Origin of the sequence: Paraburkholderia sp. UYCP14C (assembly GCF_004197395.1) — a bacterium.
GTDB lineage: Bacteria > Pseudomonadota > Gammaproteobacteria > Burkholderiales > Burkholderiaceae > Paraburkholderia.
Genome location: NZ_SELS01000007.1, coordinates 227,422 through 247,907, shown reverse-complemented (window position 1 = coordinate 247,907; position 20,486 = coordinate 227,422). Strand labels below are relative to the sequence as shown.

Here is a 20,486-nt window from a genome sequence, read left to right as displayed (position 1 = left end):
ACGTCGACCTCGACCGGCATCAGCTCGCTGTCGACGGGCGTCAGCACAGCGCAGAGCGGCGTGAACTCGCTGTCGACTGGTCTGAGCACGACCAACAGCAATGTGGTGTCGCTGTCGACTTCGGCGTCGACCGGTATCAGTTCGCTGTCGACGGGCGTCAGCACGGCGCAGAGCGGCGTGAACTCGCTGTCGACGGGTCTGAGCACGATCAACAGCAACGTGGACTCGCTGTCGACCTCGGCCTCGACCGGTATCAGCTCGCTGTCGACGGGCATCAGCTCGCTGTCAACCTCGGCGTCGACGGGTATCAGTTCGCTCTCGACTTCGGCCTCGACGGGTATCAGCTCGCTGTCGACGGGCGTCAGCACGGCACAGAGCGGCGTGAACTCGCTGTCGACGGGTCTGAGCACGACCAACAGCAACGTGGACTCGCTGTCGACGTCTGCCTCGACGGGCATCAGTTCGCTGTCGACGGGCGTCAGTACGGCGCAGAGCGGTGTGAACTCGCTGTCGACCGGTCTGAGCACGACGAACAGCAATGTGGAGTCACTGTCGACGTCTGCCTCGACGGGCATCAGTTCGCTGTCGACGGGCGTCAGCACGGCGCAGAGTGGCGTGAACTCGCTGTCCACAGGCCTGAGCACGACCAACAGCAATGTGGTGTCACTGTCGACCTCGGCCTCGACGGGCATCAGCTCGCTGTCGACGGGCGTCAGCACGGCGCAGAGCGGCGTGAACTCACTGTCGACGGGTCTGAGCACGACGAATAGCAATGTGGTGTCGCTGTCGACGTCTGCCTCGACCGGTATCAGCTCGCTGTCGACGGGCGTCAGCACGGCGCAGAGTGGTGTGAACTCACTGTCGACGGGTCTGAGCACGACGAACAGCAACGTGGTGTCGCTGTCGACGTCTGCCTCGACCGGTATCAGCTCGCTGTCGACGGGCGTCAGCACGGCGCAGAGCGGTGTGAACTCGCTGTCGACGGGTCTGAGCACGACCAACAGCAATGTGGTGTCGCTGTCGACTTCGGCCTCGACGGGTATCAGCTCACTGTCGACGGGTCTGAGCACGACCAACAGCAACCTGGTGTCACTGTCGACCTCGGCCTCGACGGGTATCAGCTCGCTGTCGACGGGCGTCAGCACGGCACAGAGCGGTGTGGCTTCGCTGTCCACAGGCCTGAGCACGACGAACAGCAACGTGGCATCGCTGTCGACCGGACTCAGGACGACGAACAACAGCATCAGCGCGCTATCGACCGGTATTGCCACCGGCACGGTCGGCCTCGTGCAGCAGGTAGGCGGTGCACCGGGCAACGGCACGATCACGGTGGGTGCCAATACCGGCGGCACCACAGTCGACTTCACCGGCACCGCGGGCGCGCGCCAGCTCACCGGTGTCGCCGCTGGCACCGCGCCGACCGATGCGGTGAACGTGAGCCAGTTGCAGGCGGTGGCCTCGGTGGCAAGCGACGCTGTGCTGTACGACAACGGCTCGCATAACAGTGTGACGCTCGGCGGTGTCGGTGCGAGTTCGGCTGTCGCACTGACCAACGTCGCGGCAGGCGCGATCTCCGCAACCAGTACCGATGCGATCAACGGCAGCCAGCTGTACACGTTTGAAACCGCGATCGAAGCGCAAATCGGTTCCGCGACCGGCAGCACCTCGTCCGGTACACAGCTTCCGTCCTCGTCGTCGGCAAGTACAGGCACCGGCACCGGCACCGCGTCGTCGCCCTATACCGGGGTGAATTCAAGCGGTAACGCGGCGAGCGCAACGGGCACGGAATCGGTGGCGATCGGCGGCAATTCGACCGCGAGTGCGGGCCATACCGTCGCGGTGGGCTCGGGCGCCCAGGCGACCGGCACCGGCTCGTCGGCGTGGGGCGCGAATGCCACGGCGTCCGCACCAAACTCCGTGGCGCTGGGCTCCGGCTCGGTCGCCAGCGAACCGAACTCGGTGTCGGTCGGCTCACCCGGCAATGAGCGGACCATCACGAATGTGGCACCGGGCGTCAATCCGACTGATGCGGTCAACATGTCGCAGTTGAACTCGGTTCAGCAGGGCGTGAACGCACTGGCGCGGCAAGCGTACTTGGGTGTCGCGGGCGCAACCGCGCTGACGATGATTCCCGATGTCGATCCGGGCAAGACCTTGTCGATCGGGATCGGCACTGGGCACTACCAGGGCTACTCGGCAGTTGCGATCGGATTTACGGCGCGGATTACCGACAATCTGAAGGTCAAAGGTGGAGTCAGCAGCAGCGCCTCGGGGACGGTGTATGGCGCTGGCCTTGGATATCAGTGGTAAGGCGGATCTCGTGAGTGCGAAAGGAGAGCGTGTCGTGGATTACACCGATCGTTTTGTCGCCAACCTGCTAGTGAGCGGAGCAGTGACATTTTTGACGATGTCGGCAGTCGAGTATTTCGACTGGCTTGATGACGGAGTGGCCGGATTGCGGCCGGATGTCGCCAGGGTGTGTCTGGTTGCATTGGTGGTGACGGTTATCCTGTTCGTCCTGCCGGGGCTGTGGCACATTCTGGCGCGCCCCCGCCGCCCGCGCTTCTTCGTCGATCCGCCAGCTCGTGCCGGGGCGTGGCGAGGTCGGCTGACAGGGGTGGTGTTCGGTCTGTTCGCCGCTATATCGATCATCTCGCAGTTGAGGTGAGGTTGATGTCGATGGATCGGCGAAATGGGACAAGCTATGTGTCCTTTCGGGAGCGGGGTGTACTCGTTGTGGCTTCCAGGGGGCGGTTGAGATGAGCAGTGACATCGCGGCGTACCTTGAGCGTATCGACGAACTAACCTCGCAGGGCGATCTTGTCGGGGCATGGCGCCTGCTCCAGTCTCGTCGTCCTGAGCACTCCGAGGATCCGGGAATCTCGGCGGCGACGGGCCGGCTCCTGCGACTGCGTGGGCGCCACGTCGAAGCGCGTGCGTTGCTGGATCGCACGCTGCAAGACGCAGCGGATGACACTCGCGTGCAGGTGGAGCTCGCGTATATCGCGCGGGATCTTGGCGAGCGTGAAGTGGCGCAGGCGTGGTTTGAGCGCGCCTATCGCCACTCTACGGAAGGCGAGAAATGGGTGCTGGAATGGATCGAACTCCTGCGGGGTCTGGGCCGGTTTGATCTCGCGCAACGTGTTGCCGCGACGTACTGCGAACGCGTGCCCATGGACGCTCTCGGCTGGTTCACGCTTGGCCTGATGTATCAGTTGGGCGGGCGACACGACCTCGCACTCGATGCCTACCAGCGCGCGATGCGGCTTGATCAGTCCGTGTCCATGTTACGCAACAATATGGCCGCCGCGTATATCGAGCTGGGTAGTCACGATGAGGCTCAGTCGCTACTTGAGGACGTCCTTCGTGACGAGTCCACCAATGCGCTGGCGTGGACCAACCTCGCGACAGTGCTGTTGAAGCGGCGAGATCCGGCCGCGGCCCAGGTCGCGGTCGAGCGCGCGTGCGCGCTTGCGCCGGACTATCCGATTGCGCTGCAAACCTGTGTGAATGTACTCAGTGAACTCCAGGAATGGGATCGCGCACTGTATTGTGCGCAGCGTGCGTCGGGTCTTGAGCCAGGTAGTAAGTCCTTCACCTGGACGCTCGCCATGTTGCAATTGCTGCGCGGCGACTATGTTACGGGTTGGGTAAGCCATGAGGCGCGATGGGACGGTTCCCCCGAGCTTCGCGACACGCTGCCGACCCTGTCGGCACCACGCTGGACCGGAGAATCACTCGAGGGCAAAACCCTTTTTGTATGGAGTGAGCAAGGCTACGGAGACGTCCTGCAATTCGTGCGATTCCTTCCGCTCATCGCCGGAATCGTCAGCCACGCAGGGGGCAAACTGGTTTTTTGCTGCTTTGCGTCCCTGTTCCAGCTGGTTCAGCGCAGTATGGGCCATGAGGTGGGGACAATCGTGGCGCACGATCAGCCGCTTTCCTGGCCCGGATACGACTTTCAACTGCCGCTGGCAAGCCTGCCGTTGACGCTTGCTGTGACACCGGACCAGTTGCCCGTCACGACATCCTACCTTCGGGCAGATCGCACCAAGGTCAACGCGTGGCGTGCACGATCCACGAAGAGGGCAAGCAAGCTCAGGGTGGGGCTGGCGTGGACCGGCAGCCGCGCGCATCAGCGCAATCCGTTTCGCTCCGTCAATCCACTTGCCTTCGCGAGCGCGTTGAGCGTCGTGGACGGGGTTGATTTTGTCAGTGTGCAGGTCGGCGGCGGCGATGAGGCGGAGGTCATGTGCGAGGCCGGATTAAGTTTGGCCGACCCTACGTCGGAGCTCGCGTCGTTCGATGATACGGCGGCGTTGCTCCAAAGCCTGGATCTGGTGATCACCGTGTGTACGTCGGTCGCGCATCTGGCCGGCGCCCTGGGTGTGCCCGCATGGGTATTGCTGGATGTCCGGCCGCACTGGGTCTGGATGACCGAACGCATCGACAGCCCATGGTATCCGTCGATCCGGCTGTACCGGCAACAGGCGTATGGCCAATGGGATCCGGTGCTGGCGCAAGTCGCGCGCGATCTCGCTTCGCTGGTTGGGACTGGTGCGCCGCAACCCGTGCAAAGGGGTGGGGAATGACGAATCAATACGACACAGTTTTCCTGTCGGCATTCCTGCCCGCATTCGAGGCACACCAGGCTGGACGCGTGCAGGAGGCCGAAGAGGGTTACCTGCAGGTGCTTATGGACGATCCGAAACATGCGGATGCGCTTCACTTGCTGGGGCTGATTCATGCCAGCCGGGGCGCGCTCGCCCTGGCTGCGGTGTTGATCAGGCAGGCAAACGGGATCAGCGAGAGCCCTGTGTACCTGGGTAATCTGGCCGACACGCTGCTCCAGTTGGGACGGCCTCAGGAGGCGCAGACGGCATGTCGCCGTGCGATCGAACTGGCGCCTGACTATGCGCCTGCCCACCGAAATCTTGGCATGGTGTTCATGGGGACCGGGCGTCGGGACGAGGCGGAGCGCGCGTTTCGTCAGGTATTGACGCTGGACCCGGAATCCAACGATTCCCTGAACAACCTGGGAATCCTGCTTGATCAGATGGGGCGTTACAGTGAGGCCGAGACGGCATATCGTCTAGCTATCCGGAATGATCCGGGCTACCTTCGTGCCCACTATAACCTCGGGTTGCAGCTTCTGCGATCCGGACGTTTCGGCGAGTCGGAACAGGCATTCCGTCACGCGCTGGAGATCGATCCGGGGCACGCGGATGCACGGAACAATCTCGGTACCGCCCTGCGAGAGCTAAATCGTTACGACGAAGCCGAAGTGATGTACCGGGATGTCCTGCAGCAGCATCCCGATTTCGCGGATGCCGGCTGGAATCTGGCATTGCTTCTGCTGAGCCAGGGACGATACGCTGAGGGCTGGCATCACGCTGAGGCCCGATACCGGGGGTGCAGTGCATTCGATGTGTCGGTTCCTGATCCGGGCTTTCCGCAATGGCGGGGCGAACCTCTGGCTGGCCGGTCTCTCGCGATATGGCACGAGCAGGGTCTGGGTGACGCTATCCAGTTGGCCCGATACGCGCCGCTACTCAAGGCGCGTGGCCTGCGTCGTCTCACGTTGCTCTGTCCTGCGCCGTTGAAGTCGCTCATGGAGACGCTCGAAGGAATCGATGAGGTGGTCTGTCACGACGGGGAAGTCGGTCCGCACGATTACTGGTCGCTGATCATGAGCCTTCCGTTGCATGTTGGCACCACGACCGACAACATTCCCGCGCATCTTCCCTATCTTCACGCGCTGCCCGACAGGGTAGGACATTGGCGTGCCCGATTGCCTGCGCGCGGGTTCAAGGTCGGTCTCGTCTGGAGGGGCTCGACGGACCATCAGCACGATGCACTCCGGTCCTTGCCCGGTCTGCTGTCGCTCGCGCCGCTCTGGTCGGTGCAGGGCGTAACGTTCGTGAGCCTGCAGAAAGGACAGGGTGAAGACGAACCGGCGCATCTGCAGACGCAATTGCCCACGGTGTCGGCCGCCCACGAACTGGAGGATTTCGCCGATACCGCGGCCCTCGTCAGCCAGCTGGACCTGGTGATCTCCGTCGACACATCCGTAGCGCACCTGGCCGGCGCACTGGGCAAGCCTTGCTGGCTTCTGTTGCATAAGCCGTGGACGGACTGGCGCTGGATGCAAGACAGGACGGATTCGCCGTGGTATCCACGGGTGATGCGCCTGTTCCGGCAAACGACGCCGGGGGATTGGGCAGAGGTCGTCGGGCGGGTTGCGGTATCGCTGGACGAGCTGGTGCATGGCAGGGCGACCTGATGAACATGAGCCCGATATCCGCAGGAGCGATGTGGCGTCGAACCTCTTCTAACAACGTGGACTGATCGAGTTGCCAGCCTCTGCCACGAGCGAGGATTCAAAGCATCGGGTGCAGGTTTTGAACATGCGTATCGGAATTTCAGTTATCACCCATCACGGACAGAATATCTGGCAGAACGGTCTTGGCCGGAATGCCATCTTTCTCGCCGAACTATTTCAGTGCCTACCGTTCGTGCAGTCTGTTTTGCTTATCGATGCCGGTGACCAGGGTGTGATGCCGTCCCAGCTCGATCTGACCGCACGTAATCTGCGGGTGATGAGGACGCGCGTGGCCACGGATGAGGTGGACGTAATCATCGAAATGAGCGGCGCGCTCGAAACACCCACGCATGCATTCCGACCCGATCGTTGCGATGAGGTCTGGCATCTGCCCAAACACGCCGCGTTTGCGCCAATGATGCGCCTCGTGCACCGCTGCAATGTGCACGAGGTGCCGTACATCTGGCATCCGCAGTTCATCCAGCAACGTATGCGCGAGGTCGAATCGTTCGGCTTGACCTATGGCTTGGAAGCGCGCGAACCAGCGGACGATATGACCCGCGGCGGGCGGTTACCCGCTGGTCCACAACTCGCACCTGATCGGAGCGTGTGGATATCGCTATCACCACTTCGATTGCGAGGAGGGTGGACATGCCCTGCGGCAGGCGTTCGCAGAGCACGACACTCACCTCGATCCATACCGGCGCACGGCGAATGCATTCCTTGGCGGACTCGATCCTGAGAATGAAGACAACGTGAAGATTGACAGAGACGCGCTTGCCGCACTCTTTGAGCAAACCTGAGTGCTGGACCGCACCCATGGTCAATGACCATCGAATAGCAATGATTTAACACCGGGCATATTTTGCGTAGGGAGAACTACTTGAAGCACATCACCTCAATTCTCAAGTTGGCCGCCATCTGCGTGCTGGGGACGTCCTGCACGATTGCCGCCGCCGCGCAGGGAACTTCGGCCGACGAATTGCTGACAGACGCGGACCGCGTATTTCAGCAGTTCGATTCGAATCACTATGCCGAGGCATGGCGGGACGCGGCACCGTTCGTCAAGGCGAAGATCCCGCAGGCCCAGTTCGTCAGCACGACGCGCGAGGCTCGTGAAGCGCTGGGGGCTGTCACCCGGCGCGGCTGGTCTTCGATCACCCGGATCCAGTACATCGGTTTTCCGGGGATTCCAGATGGACTTTATGCGAACGTGGATTTTACGTCGACGCTTGCCAGCGGCCGCACGGTCTTCGAATTGCTGAGCTTCCAGTTGGATGCCGATGGTCAGTGGCACTTGACCGGCTATATACCGCGTCAGCCCCAAGGCGCGACAGCGGTGAACGGCGCCAAGCCGTGAACGGGTTGCGTATCGGCATTACGATCGGGCTGCACGGCGCGGGCTATTGCGTCCACCCGGACCAAAACGGCGGGAGACGATCAGAGCGGTTGAACAGACCGCTGGCAAATACGTCGAATACCCGTTGGTCACGTTTTCTGGACGTTTGCATCGGAAGACTTGGCAAGATCACCTGGTGTACATGAACCGGATTTCCCGTTGTGGCAGGTGTGTGGCAATCGGCATCGGGAAGACGAAATGCCAGACTAAACAGCGTTAGTTTCCCGTAGACCGCGATGACGCATTTATATGAAAAAGTGCCTTTGTAAATCTATCATGTGATCAAGATCATGCCGAAAGTTTCCGTAATCATTCCAACATTCAATGCTGAAAAGCATATCGAAGAAACACTGGACTCGATTCTGAGCCAAAGCGACTGTGATTTCGAAGTCTTGGTCATTGACGATGGGAGCTCGGACTCGACCGTCCGGCTTGTCACCTCAATAGCGGATTCTCGCGTTCGCCTTCATACGAATGTGATCAATCATGGTTTGCCCGGGACGATGAATCTGGCTATGTCTCTGGCGAAAGGGGAATACATTGCCCGGCTTGATCACGATGATCTGGCATTGCCACAGCGACTGGCTGCGCAGGCGTCTTTTCTTGACGACAACCGCGATATCACGGTCGTCGGTACACAGATCCAGCATTTCGGCATGGATGACACCATGTCGGATTTCCCTCTGGACGATGCAAGAATCAAGGCGCGGTTCTTAGGGGGAGCGGCGTACCTGGCCAATCCCTCAGCCATGTGGCGCGCCGACTTCGTTCGTAGTAACCGGATCGCATATGATGCCAATCTGTATGTGGTAGATGATCTTGGGTTCTGGTTCGACTGTATGCTTTATGGTGCAAAATTTGCCAATCTCCCTGACGTGCTGTTGCGCTATCGCATCCACGCTGCAATGACTTCGCTCCGGCTGGATGCCAATCGTCTGTTTCGAAGCAAGTGCCGCCTCTATGAGCGTCTGCTTCCGATGTACTTTCCGCGCCTTGACGGCCCGAGTTGTGCCAGCTTGCTCGACCTATACCATGTTGGTTGGGGCACGCATGAAATTACCGCATTGCATGAACAGCATCGTGCCGCAGGTTTGGCTTTAAGGGAGGTTGGTACTGCATTTGGGCAGAACCCGATGGAAGTCAAGAACCAGTTGCTTGGATTGCTGAATGGCAAGAGACAAGCCCTTCTCGAAGTTGGGAAGTTGTCTGCCGCCGATACGGCCGAACTGGATCAAAGTTTTTATGCCGGCCTGGATGAGCAAAAGCACCGCGTGACAGTCGCAGGTACAGGGGTTGGCACACACCTGGAGAGCGAGCCAGCGCCCCTGTCCTCGACGCGGATCTATCAGTGTTTTAGCGAAGCACCAGCGTTGTGCGTAAAGCATGATTCATATTTCCAGGTGTATGAGGCACTTTTCGCCAAATACGTCGGCAAACCCGTGACGTTGGTGGAAGTCGGGGTGTTCAGTGGTGGCTCACTGCACATGTGGAGGCGCTATCTGGGCCCGCAGGCCCGTATCATAGGCGTGGACCTGAATCCCGCGGCCAGGAAATGGGAGAAGAATGGTTTCGAGATATTTATTGGCGACCAGTCGAGCAGCTTGTTCTGGGAGGACTTCTACAAGCGCGTTGGTAGCATCGACGTACTAATTGACGACGGTGGTCACATGAATCACCAGCAGATCGTGACGGCGGACCGCGCGTTTTCCCACCTGAACGATGGGGGAATGCTAATCGTAGAGGACGTTCATACCAGCTACATGCCTGGATTCAATTCCGAGCCCAGGCATTCGTTTGTCGAATTCGGCAAGCATGTTGCTGACGCTGTCAACGCACGGTTTCCAGGTATTAAGACGGGAGCAACCTGCTACAAGGATCGCGTGTGGAACGTGTCGTTTTTTGAATCGATTGTCGCCTTTCATGTAGACAGGCGGCGCTGCTTCAACTCCAGTTGGCACTCAAATGTCGGCCAGGGAGGGGTGACGGAGGACTATAGACTATCTGGTCTAGGCTTCGATTCGATACCCGATATCGCGTCGTATTTCAAATAGTTTTGATTCGGATCGTTGGGCATGCCGCACTGGTTCTCTCCGGTGCAAGGACGTCCTGCGGACGTTTTTCTCATCTTCTTGACTCTCCTTGCTCGAGTTTAAAAGCTCAGCAAGGGATTCGCTTTTCGGGGCAAGCTCACTTATATGGAGTGGATGGATTTTTCGAGCGCCATGCTACGGCACTCGATGTCAAGCGCATCGGCTCGCATCACTACTGCCCGGAAGCGGTCTGGATAGCCCATGTAATGAATCATGAAACTGTCCGCATCATAGAGAGCCGGATGCGAATTCGAAGATACGCAGTCTGACAGTGGGATCGTTGCATCTCCGCCTGAGGCTTCCCAGACGGATATGAATGCGTTTTGGTCGCCGCCTGACGTGTAGACACCACGCTTATCGGGCACGACGTCGATCATAGCCTGAACCTGTTCAAGAAACGAGCGGCATTCGGGCGTGGCTTGAAACACCATGAAGCCACTGTTAAGTCGGTGGTTTGAGACGTCGCGTACGAGCGTGAACTGCTGCTGGCACGTGATTTCTTTGAGCGAAAGTTGCGGTGCGTGAATCAGCACATCCGCATCGATCCATCCCAACTGTTGGTGAGCATCGAAATGGCGAAGCAGCAATGCGGCCTTGTTCCAGTTGCCGGTCACCTTGCGGTCCAGACGAGCCGGTGTGTCACGGTAGACGTAGTGCGTGTAATCGTGGCGTCGGCAGTAAGAGGTGACGTTGCGCTGAGAGATGGCCGCATACATTGCTATGTTCGCCGTGTAACTCGTGATCAACGCAATCGGGCGGCCTGGATTAACGACTTCGAACGATGGTTCGGAGATGGGGGGCACGTCAATGTCGTCATACAGCCGACCGGCACGCGCCTGGACCGAGTTGAGGTAGTCAACAAAACGACTGGTGACTCGATTGTCGTGGGCGTTCGTATGCGCGGTTGGATTGAGCGACAGTACGAAGGCTGAATGTTCAGGCAGGTGGAGTCCGAACGGCGTGAACAGCAGGCTGCACCAGAGGGCACCATCGAGAGATTGGTTGTATGGTGTTGCTGGAATGCCCTCCAGCTCAAAGTGGCTCCACCGGCTCACGCCGTGATCGGCGCCGTGGCCGCGTAGCACGTCGAGAATTCTGTCGAGCCACTTGAGTGCAGCCGGGCCTGCACGAAGCATGAAAAAGCATCCATCCGGGTGGCCATGGGCAGCGCATTGGGTGATCCAGTAGAGCGCGTCGCCGATCACACGGTCTGCAGCAAGCTGTTCATATATGACTGCCGATTCGTCCCCGAAGATCAGGAGCGTGCCGGCTGGCGCTTTCATCACCATTTTTCTAGCTACGCTGTACTTGTAGACAAGGCGGATGAGATCGCTATTTCCCGGGCTGCCAATGGCATGCACCGTATGCGCATACCCGTGCCTTGCGCAGTAGGCGCGATGATTGTCGAGTACGGCATCGCACGGATGATTCAACAGAATTGAGTGAAACGAAACGACGTCAGAGCTCACACTGCGGATCCCAAACATGCACAGCAATGCAGCCGGGCGGCGGGGCACTCAGGCATCCGTCGGTCAACCATAATCATGCGCATGTTTTCTGGTTATAAATTCGGGACTCGAGAAGAACACAAACTGATCGTTCAACGTGTGCTTCTCTTGTTGTTGCACGTAACCGTCGACGCGTTGTGCGACTGGCCGGTTTATGCTGCAGCATCCTCTATCAAATGTCTTCGCGCAGGGCGTCGGGCATATTGCATTTCGAGTATCAAGAATCGCGCTTTGATCGTCGCGCGATGGGGTTTGCGGTCGGGAAAAGTTTAGTCTGACTTTGGAGTGGCCTTTCTCACGTAATGTGAACCGTCGCGGTTGATATTGTTAGCGAATGTGCTTCCGTGAAGACAGATGTGCCGCGCCGCCAGTCGAAGCCCCGGATCTCGAGAGATGGCCGGAGGCGATGGTGGTCCCCAGGACGCCCGAATTTTTCCGGCTGCTTGTCCGGTGTCGTTAATCCATGCGGACGAAGCGGCGACGACCCGCGACGTGATGATTGAAATGAGCGCGCATCGATATCGAGTGCATTGATCTTCGATAACAACCGGTAATTGCCAAACAACGTGCAACTGGTCGCAACATATGTCGCCTTGCCCGACGAGCCGATGACTCGTCCCACGTCGCTGACTGTTATGCATCGACAGCCACGCCTGATTATTTCCAAGTGCTTTCTTTTGCATTACAAAAATAAAACTTGCGATGTTCATCTGGCCACGAGGCGTGGCATGGCCGCTGGGACGGATTTCCTCCAACCCGTCGAAGACATTTCGGCCCCCCGAATGGGGGGCTATCTTACCGCTGGACGCCGGGTATCTTGAGCTTCAGAAGTTCACAAAATCTATGCGGAACGACGGTGTTTGTTAGGACGTGCGTCTGAACAATTGCCGGATATCTGTCCCGTTAGGGGGCTTTCGTGCCTATCGACTCGGTCATCCTTATGGTGGTTACCCAGATCGCGCATTCCGGTTCGTTCCGCCGGATGTCAGGTTCACAGGTCTATCGGTTCGAAAGAAAGAGGTGATACATGAATATCCTGTTGGTGGAAGACGATCTCGCGCAAGCAACGGCTGTCGGAAATGCGCTGCAACAATCGGGGCACGTAATAAACCGGGCCGATTCTGGCGAGAATGCTGTGCGCTTTCTAAAGTCCAATCAAGTCGATCTCGTGGTGCTCGATTGGCAATTGCCTGGGATGACCGGATTCGAGGTCCTGCACTGGATACGCGGCAACCTGGGGCGTGAACCAGCCGTGCTGTTCCTGACTAGCAGAGTGCTGGAGGTCGACATTGTGCAGGCGCTCGAAGCGGGTGCCGACGAATACGTCGTGAAACCGTTCCGCGAGGTCGAGCTCGTCGCCAGAGTCGGCGCCCTGTTGCGCCGCACCTCTCGTAAGGAAAAGGTCGACAACGCGATAGCAGTTGGGCCCTACGTCTTCGATGTGGAGCGACGCAACGCCTCTCTTCACGGCAAGCCGATAGAGTTGACGGCGAAGGAATTCGAGGTTGCCGCGTTTCTCTTCGCCAACGTCGGGCGCGCGGTCTCCAGGGACCTGTTGGCGAAACTTGCCTGGGGACGCGAACTCGATAGTACGTCGCGCACGGTCGACACCCATATCTATCGGTTGCGGCGAAAGCTGTCTTTGCACTCGGAGAACGGCGTACGCCTGAGCACGGTCTATACGCACGGATACCGTCTGGACGAGGTTCTCGTGCGTAGCGTGGCAAGCGAAACGCCGGTCTGTGCCGCGCCGGAAGAGGATGTCGAACGGCACTCCTGGCTGATGCCGGCGGTCTAGCGCGGCATTCGCCATGACTTCGGGTCGGACCAAGGCGCGTTGCCTTGTGTCTGGTCCGAAGCTGGCTCTGCACGGCGGGCTGTCCTGGACTCGGGGCAAGGCGCGCGCCATTAACCTGTTGTTCGACCGAGCCATCCCGAGAACATGCAAAGACCCGAGAGCACGGGCCTGGCAACGCTACATGGACCCGGAAAACTTTTCGGCTACCTCTGTGATCCGGCGCTGCACCATATGGTTCATCCAGTCGGTTGCATCCGGGCTGGTGGTGACCGTCGTTCCCCGCGTCTTCGCAGTCGCGAGGCGTTCTTCTGGCAACTGTGCAAACGCCCCATCTTGACCAGCGTCCATCGGCGACGATGCTATCCGCGGACGTCGATCCGCGGCGCGATCGCGAACATGGAGCCGAGGTGCGGCAACGAGGCGGGTTTGCCGGACAATCGAATCCGACGTTGGCGATGCGTGCGGCACTGCGTCGAATGGCGCTGTCTCACGGCCGTGCCGGCGATGTTTGCGCAGCACATCAGGCGTGCGATTGCCGACTGATTGCAGTGCAGCGTTAACGACCATCGTCTTCTTCGTGGCCCGCGCAGGCATACGTTGAGTTTCAATCGCCAGCGGCGGAGCCTCGTTTCGTGGCAGCGGCACTTGCGCTGCGTGAGGAGCTTGCAGCGCTATCTCTTGCCGATTGGTCAGGCCAGAGACGGCATCAGCGTGAAGCGACGGCTCGCGAAGTGGCGAGTGAGCAAGTGTGATCCACGCAATGATGACCACCCCTCCAATCAGACAGGCCGGTCCGGTGAATTCACGCGGATTCGCTCGCGAATGGCGAGACGCGGATGGCTCATCAGCCATAACGCCCGTGCAAGGGCTCCTCAGTGTTAGAGCAAGAATGGCATGCTGCTCGATGCGTCGCGGTTCCCAGCAAAATGTCCGGACTGCAGAATAGAGCGCGTCGTGTTGCGCATGAAGACGAATACTGGCGGACAACTGCTTCCACACATGTGGGCAGACCGGTGGGCAGTCGTGTGGCCATGCCAATGGCACGGCGCTTCCAATACCCGTCTTGGGGACTATCGTCAGCATCAGCTACTTTTCAATATCTGGCAATGAATTGACATGTGTGCCAAACGGTCTGCCGCATTGGCGATGCATACCGTCAGATGCCGCTCAAGTGATTTCAACGCCGGCAGGTGATGGCTCCGAAGGCTGGAGCTAACGGTCCAGTCATATCGTGAGTGCGGTCGAATCATGAGTAGGCGGCGAGACGTTTGACGCAGGCAAAAGGTATCAGAAGGCCCATGGCGCGACGTGAACATATCAAAACTCGAGCTCATTCGCGATCGTTCCGCGTTCGTTTCCCGCACCTGTTCCGATACGCGCCAACACTTCGCCGCGGCCCGCGCCAGGGCCGCCATCACAGTGCCGTCGAGCGCAGGTCGGCCTGGGGCCGTTGTTCTCCGGTGCACTTCGGCACAGTGAACCTCGCCCTGATCCGCGATGTTGCGCGATAACAACTACGCGAAACGTTTGCGCGATTTATGCGGAACAGGTGTTTCTGGATATTAAGATAGCGAGCAATTCGTGTTGAGCATCAAAGCAGTTCAACATATACATAAAACATCCCTTACGAAGTCAATGAAAGCGTCTTTGCTGGCGGCGGTTCGTCGGGGTGGGAAATAGTCATGGAAGCCTCTTCATGCAGGACCGATGGCGAGTGGAGCGTGTCGTTAATCCAGACCAAGATGATCGCGCCCCGGCTGCCGTCCCGCTGCGTGCGACGCCTTGCGTTGCTCAACCGCCTCGATGAGCGGCGGCCACGCAGCGTTGTCGTCGTAAGTGCGCCCGCGGGTTTCGGCAAGACCACGTTGCTGTCCGAACGGACCGAAGCGCTGTCGGAGAAAGGGCACCCGGTGGCGTGGCTCAGCCTCGACGGCGAAGACGATGACCCCCAACTGTTCGTCGCCTATCTGGTGGCGGCGCTGGCCCGCGTAGCGGAGGACATCGCGTCGCAAGCGCAGCGATTGCTGAGCCTCGATTCGCTGACGCCGATCAGAACAATCATTTCTGTGCTCCTGAATGGCATTGCCGAATGCGGCCGCAGCGTCTTCTTCGTACTCGATGACGTCGATCGTGTCACCGCGAAACCCGTGCTGACGGTGATCTCTCGTCTGCTGCGCTATGCGCCCGAGAATATGCACATCCTGGTTGGTGCTCGCGCCGAACCAGCTCTTACGCTCGGGCAGCTTCGAACACCGGAGGAGTTGGTGCGCATCGGTGCCGATGATTTGCGCTTTTCGATCGACGAGGCACAGTCGTTTTTCGACCGAACAGGTGCTGTGCCACTCGAGCGAAGCAACGTCGAGCTGTTGAACGGTACAACCGAAGGATGGATCGCGGGTCTCCAATTGGCGTCGCTTGCATTAGGTCAGATGCGCGACGCGTCCGGGATCGCCAACAATCTCATGGGCCCCGGTTCAGGAATCGACCGCTACCTGAACGATACGGTCCTCACTCACTTGCCGCCACCTATGCTGGAGTTCCTGCTGCACACGTCGATTCTGGAGCGGCTGGGTCCCGGCGTATGCGATGCGATTCTGGATGGTGAGGGGAGTGGAGAAAAGCTCGCCTGGCTCGAACGGCATAACGTGTTCATCCGTCCACTGGACGAAAGGCACGACTGGTATCGCTATCACGCATTGTTGTCCGATGCGCTGCGGCGGCGTCTTCTTCGTCAGAAGCCGCAACAGGTTCAGCTGTTGCATGGTCGCGCATGCCGGTGGTTTGCGGCGGAACGTCTGTGGCCCGAGGCGGTCCGTCATGCTCTGGCAGCGGGCGAATTCGAACTGGCAACGCAGTGGGCGGAGAATTGTGCAATAGACATGTTGGAGCGTGGCGACCCCTACGCGTTGCTGGGTTGGATCAACAAATTTCCACCCGATGTCATTCGTGGACGGCTGCGTTTGCGGCTTGCCAAAGCATGGGCGCTCGCATTCTCGCTTCAGATCACAAGTGCGTCGAAGGAAATCGGCTCGATTGTCGACGAACTCACGCGGACGCATAGCGAAGATGCCGGCGCGGTCGACGAAGCCGGGTTGGCCGAGGTCAACGCGGTTGCCGCGCTGGTTGCCGCTGTCGGTGACGATAGCGAGCGGGCGCTTGAACACGGACGCGCGGCGGAGGCTTCCGGTGCGGTAGTTGCACCGTGGGTCAAGCGTTACGCGCAATCAGTGCAATTCTTCGGGTTGATCTATCGAGGCAGGTTCGACCAGATCCTTCATATATGGGATCTCGTCAAGGACCGCGGGGAAGCCGACGCCGAGCCGCACCACTCGGACCTGTATCGAGACGCGATGTACGGTCTCGCCGCAATGATGCATGGCGAGCTTACCGAGGCGAGACGAACGTTCGAAGTGGCGATGCGACGTGCGGAACGCTCGCTAGGTGTTTCGTCGGCTGGCGTGGCCTGTATAGCCGGGTACGTCGCATACGTTTACTACGAGTGCGACGAACTGCCGAAAGCGCGGCAGATGATTGCCGGCCGCACGAATATCATCTTGGAGAGCGCTCCGATTGGTGCGCTGGCGCGGCACATACTTGTGGCGGCACGCCTGCTGAGGCGTGCCGGGGAGACCGGCTCGGCGTTGGCCGCTCTCGAAGACGGCCGCCAGGTTGCCATGAAGCGACAATGGCTGCGTCTGAAGCTTGCATGCGATGCTGAAGCGGTACGATTGTTCATTGAAGACGGCAACGTGGCGCAAGCCAGGCAAATCGCCGACGACCTGAGCGTAAGCGTGCCAGCACTTTGCGAAGGACGGCAAGGATCTGCTATCGAGAGTTGGACGAACTATTGCATGCTGCAAGCCAGGGTTCAGATGGCCGAGGGTTTCGCTTCCAAAGCTGTCGTGCTTCTCGAGCGCTCACTCGATACGCTGGCCGCAATGGGCTGGCGTGTTTCCGAGGCACTCGTTTCGCTTCTGCTTGCCTGTGCGTATGAACAGTGCGGGGAAGCCGACAGGGCGCTCGTCATACTCGAGCGCGCACTGCACATCGGTGGGGCGATTGGCATGATCAACAGCTTCGTCGACGAAGGTCAACCCGTGCGGGCACTATTGCAACGGTTTCGCCAGGGATCGGGCGGCACCGTGACTCCGGAAATGGCGTATGCCGATCGATTGCTGGCGGTATTCGACGAATGCGATAGTTGCCGATCCGTATCCACCAGGTCTGTCAGGGTCGTGACAACATCGTCGGATGTCCTGAGTGTCAGGGAGCTGGAGATTATCAACTGCGTCGCTCTCGGACTTTCCAACAAGGAAATCGGGCGATCGTTGAAACTCGCACCCGAGACCGTGAAATGGCATCTGAAGAACATCTTCGAAAAGCTCAACGTGAGTTCGCGCATCGAAGCCGTGCATATCGTCCTCGGTCGCGGCGTTGGTGACGGACGCGCCGCGATGTAGTGGTGCACCCCTCGCCAAGGGATAGGCAACCGCGAGCAGACCATCCCCGCGATCATCGGACGTCTCCACAAACGCCCGTCCCCCTCATCCGACGCCGCCGCGACCGCGACGTTCTTCGAACGACATCTGGGCTGCACGGTTGCGGGACGCGGCGCGAGCTGGTTTCTGAAGCGCCCCGGCTTCGACATCGTGGTCGACGACGCGGCGGGCTATCCGGTCGATTGGCCGCATCAGGCGTCGCGAAGAAAACCGCGGTGTTCGAGCACGAACGCGGCTCACGATATTTCTGCAAAGTGTCCGCTGGCGTGCTCGTCGAAATCGCGGATCGGTCGTGCGCCAACCCCGAATTCGAGGGGCGACTAGAATGGTCTGGTTGTTACAGCATCCTACTGGTTTGCTGCTTCCTATTCCCTCTTGCGAGGACCTCGCCCCAATGAACGCATCCGAACGTATCGACGAATTGATCGCCGGGATCACCGACTGGCGCGGCGCAGTCTTTGCTCGCATCCGTCAATGCGTGCTCGCGGCGGACCCGCACATCGTCGAGGAGTTCAAGTGGATGGGTAGCCCGGTCTGGTCGTGCGACGGCATGATCGCGGTCGCCAACGCGCATAAAGGCAAGGTCAAGCTGACCTTCGCGCACGGCGCGAGCCTGGCCGACCCGCACGGTTTGTTCAACGCGGGCCTCGAAGGCAACGCGCGGCGCGCGATCGACTTCCTCGAGGGCGACAAGGTCGACGAGCGCGCACTGAAAGCGCTGGTGCGCGCCGCGATCGACTACAACCGCAGCCATCTGAAGAAGAACGCCCGCTCCGCGCAACCGAAAGCCAGCGGTAAAAAGGCAGCCGGTGAGGCGAATACCGGCGAGGCCTGAAGCCGGCACGGCACGGTCGGCTCGCCCGGATTGCCGTGTCAGCCGCACCGCACCGCCAGCCGCCGTCGATGGATACCAGAATTGATATCGATATCGCCCAAAATATAATTGGAAAGATATCAACCCGCTCCGTACACTTCAGCATCCCTGCACGCTGAGCGGCAGCTTTTCGCCGTGGCGTCGGGCGGGCCGCTTCAGTCAAATATGCCGGTGAGGGTCCCGGCACATGCATCAAGGACCTAGCATGTCGGAAAAAAAGCGGAAACTGCGCTCGGCCGAGTGGTTCGGTACGGCTGACAAGAACGGCTTCATGTATCGAAGCTGGATGAAGAATCAGGGCATTCCCGATCACGAGTTCGACGGGCGTCCCGTGATTGGTATCTGCAACACGTGGTCCGAGCTGACGCCGTGCAACGCGCACTTTCGCAAGCTCGCCGAGCACGTGAAGCGAGGCGTCTACGAAGCGGGTGGCTTCCCGGTCGAGTTCCCGGTGTTTTCGAACGGCGAATCGAATCTGCGTCCGACCGCGATGCTGACGCGCAATCTCGCGGCGATGGATGTCGAGGAGGCGATCCGCGGCAATCCGATCGACGCGGTCGTGCTGCTGACCGGCTGCGACAAGACGACCCCCGCGCTGCTGATGGGCGCGGCGAGCTGCGACGTGCCGGCGATCGTCGTGACCGGCGGCCCGATGCTGAACGGCAAGCTCGACGGCAGGAACATCGGCTCGGGTACCGCGGTGTGGCAACTGCACGAATCGCTGAAGGCCGGCGAGATCGATCTGCATCAGTTTCTATCGGCCGAGGCGGGCATGTCGCGCTCGGCGGGCACCTGCAACACGATGGGCACCGCGTCGACGATGGCCTGCATGGCCGAGGCGCTCGGCACGTCGCTGCCGCACAACGCGGCGATTCCCGCGGTCGACTCGCGCCGCTACGTGCTCGCGCATATGTCGGGCATCCGCATCGTCGAGATGGCGCTCGAAGACCTGAAGCTGTCGAAGATCCTCACGCGCGAGGCGTTCACGAACGCAATCCGCGTCAATGCGGCGATCGGCGGCTCGACCAATGCGGTGATTCATCTGAAGGCGATCGCGGGGCGCATCGGTATCGATCTCGAACTCGACGACTGGGTGCGCATCGGCCGCGACACGCCGACGATCGTCGACCTGATGCCGTCGGGCCGTTTCCTGATGGAAGAGTTTTATTACGCGGGCGGCCTGCCGGCCGTGCTGCGCCGGCTCGGCGAAGCGAACCTGCTGCCGCATCCGGACGCGTTGACGGTCAACGGCAAGTCGCTGTGGGACAACGTGAAGGATGCGCCCAACACCAACGACGAAGTGATTCGTCCGCTGGACAAGCCGCTCGTCGCCGATGGCGGCATCCGCGTGCTGCGCGGCAATCTCGCGCCGCGCGGCGCGGTGCTGAAGCCGTCGGCGGCGACGCCCGAGTTGCTCAAGCATCGCGGACGCGCGGTCGTGTTCGAGAACTTCGAGCATTACAAGGCGCGCATCGTCGACGAAACGCTCGACGTCGATGCGAACTCGGTGCTGGTGATGAAGAACTGCGGGCCGAAGGGTTACCCGGGCATGGCCGAGGTCGGCAACATGGGCCTGCCGCCGAAGCTGCTGAAGCAGGGCGTGAAAGACATGGTGCGCATCTCCGATGCGCGCATGAGCGGCACCGCATACGGCACCGTGGTGCTGCACGTGACGCCGGAAGCGGCGGCCGGCGGCCCGCTCGCCGCGGTGCAGGACGGCGACTGGATCGAACTCGATTGCGACGCGGGCACGCTGCACCTCGATATCAGCGATGCGGAACTCGAGCGCCGCCTCGCGAAGCATGTGCCGCCGGCGCCGCCGGAAGGTGGCGGCTACCGGCGCCTGTATATCGATCACGTGCTGCAGGCCGATGAGGGTTGCGATCTCGACTTCCTCGTTGGGTGTCGAGGTTCCGAGGTGCCGCGGCATTCGCACTGACCCGCCGTTGCAGCGGCAACGGCTCGACCCATGACAATGCGGGCGATGCACTCTTCG

The 20,486-nt window shown here is 60.2% G+C and carries 13 protein-coding genes and 1 pseudogene; 12 read left to right on the top strand and 2 right to left on the bottom strand.

The genetic code is table 11. From position 1 onward, the window contains the following. Positions 1–1,244: hypothetical protein (locus EVC45_RS47605; protein WP_306770771.1), on the bottom strand; the 1,244-nt coding region annotated here is incomplete at its 3' end. Here EVC45_RS47605 and EVC45_RS47600 point away from each other — a divergent pair. From EVC45_RS47600 to EVC45_RS09375, 8 genes and pseudogenes are all read left to right on the top strand, one after another. Then, positions 1,201–2,310, top strand: a complete 1,110-nt coding sequence (locus tag EVC45_RS47600) for a YadA-like family protein (protein ID WP_306770770.1) — start codon at positions 1,201–1,203, stop codon at positions 2,308–2,310. The genes EVC45_RS47605 and EVC45_RS47600 overlap by 44 nt on opposite strands. Positions 2,311–2,344: 34 nt before the next feature. Then, entirely contained in the window at positions 2,345–2,668 is a 324-nt protein-coding gene (locus tag EVC45_RS09405) for a hypothetical protein (protein ID WP_129957714.1), read from the top strand. A 91-nt stretch (positions 2,669–2,759) separates the two neighbouring features. After that, positions 2,760–4,592, top strand: a complete 1,833-nt coding sequence (locus EVC45_RS09400; RefSeq protein ID WP_129957713.1) for a tetratricopeptide repeat protein — start codon at positions 2,760–2,762, stop codon at positions 4,590–4,592. After that, the gene (locus tag EVC45_RS09395) at positions 4,589–6,283 is read left to right on the top strand and encodes a tetratricopeptide repeat protein (RefSeq protein WP_168991434.1); all 1,695 of its coding nucleotides are present in this window, start codon (positions 4,589–4,591) and stop codon (positions 6,281–6,283) included. Before EVC45_RS09400 ends, EVC45_RS09395 begins: the two co-directional genes overlap by 4 nt. 124 nt (positions 6,284–6,407) lie before the next feature. Beyond that, positions 6,408–6,806 (top strand): annotated as a pseudogene (locus EVC45_RS09390) (DUF2827 family protein); the annotation flags it as partial. Between the two features lie 94 nt (positions 6,807–6,900). Further along, positions 6,901–7,125, top strand: coding sequence for a DUF2827 family protein (locus EVC45_RS09385; protein WP_129957733.1), 225 nt, complete (start codon positions 6,901–6,903; stop codon positions 7,123–7,125). Between the two features lie 80 nt (positions 7,126–7,205). After that, a complete protein-coding gene (locus tag EVC45_RS09380; protein WP_129957711.1) occupies positions 7,206–7,682 on the top strand; it encodes a DUF4019 domain-containing protein in 477 nt (158 codons plus the stop codon). Between the two features lie 329 nt (positions 7,683–8,011). Further along, positions 8,012–9,772 carry a glycosyltransferase gene (locus EVC45_RS09375; protein ID WP_129957710.1) on the top strand — a complete coding sequence of 587 codons (1,761 nt, stop codon included), beginning with the start codon at positions 8,012–8,014 and terminating at the stop codon, positions 9,770–9,772. A 140-nt stretch (positions 9,773–9,912) separates the two neighbouring features. Here EVC45_RS09375 and EVC45_RS09370 read toward each other — a convergent pair whose 3' ends face one another. Continuing rightward, the gene (locus tag EVC45_RS09370) at positions 9,913–11,280 is read right to left on the bottom strand and encodes a hypothetical protein (RefSeq protein ID WP_168991433.1); all 1,368 of its coding nucleotides are present in this window, start codon (positions 11,278–11,280) and stop codon (positions 9,913–9,915) included. A gap of 1,066 nt (positions 11,281–12,346) precedes the next feature. Between EVC45_RS09370 and EVC45_RS09365 the strand changes: the two genes are divergently transcribed. The 4 genes from EVC45_RS09365 (at position 12,347) to EVC45_RS09345 (ending at position 20,429) form a co-directional block, all read left to right on the top strand. Further along, positions 12,347–13,117 (top strand): response regulator transcription factor, encoded by a 771-nt coding sequence (locus EVC45_RS09365; RefSeq protein WP_129957708.1) that lies wholly within the window; start codon positions 12,347–12,349, stop codon positions 13,115–13,117. 1,682 nt (positions 13,118–14,799) lie between these two features. Further along, complete coding sequence (locus tag EVC45_RS09360; protein ID WP_129957707.1) at positions 14,800–17,577, top strand: LuxR C-terminal-related transcriptional regulator; 2,778 nt, start codon at positions 14,800–14,802, stop codon at positions 17,575–17,577. 433 nt (positions 17,578–18,010) lie between these two features. Further along, positions 18,011–18,451: a DUF1801 domain-containing protein gene (locus EVC45_RS09350; RefSeq protein WP_129957706.1), complete on the top strand. Its 441-nt coding sequence runs from the start codon at positions 18,011–18,013 to the stop codon at positions 18,449–18,451. 244 nt (positions 18,452–18,695) lie between these two features. Further along, the gene (locus EVC45_RS09345; RefSeq protein WP_129957705.1) at positions 18,696–20,429 is read left to right on the top strand and encodes an IlvD/Edd family dehydratase; all 1,734 of its coding nucleotides are present in this window, start codon (positions 18,696–18,698) and stop codon (positions 20,427–20,429) included. The last annotated feature ends 57 nt before the right edge of the window (positions 20,430–20,486 follow it).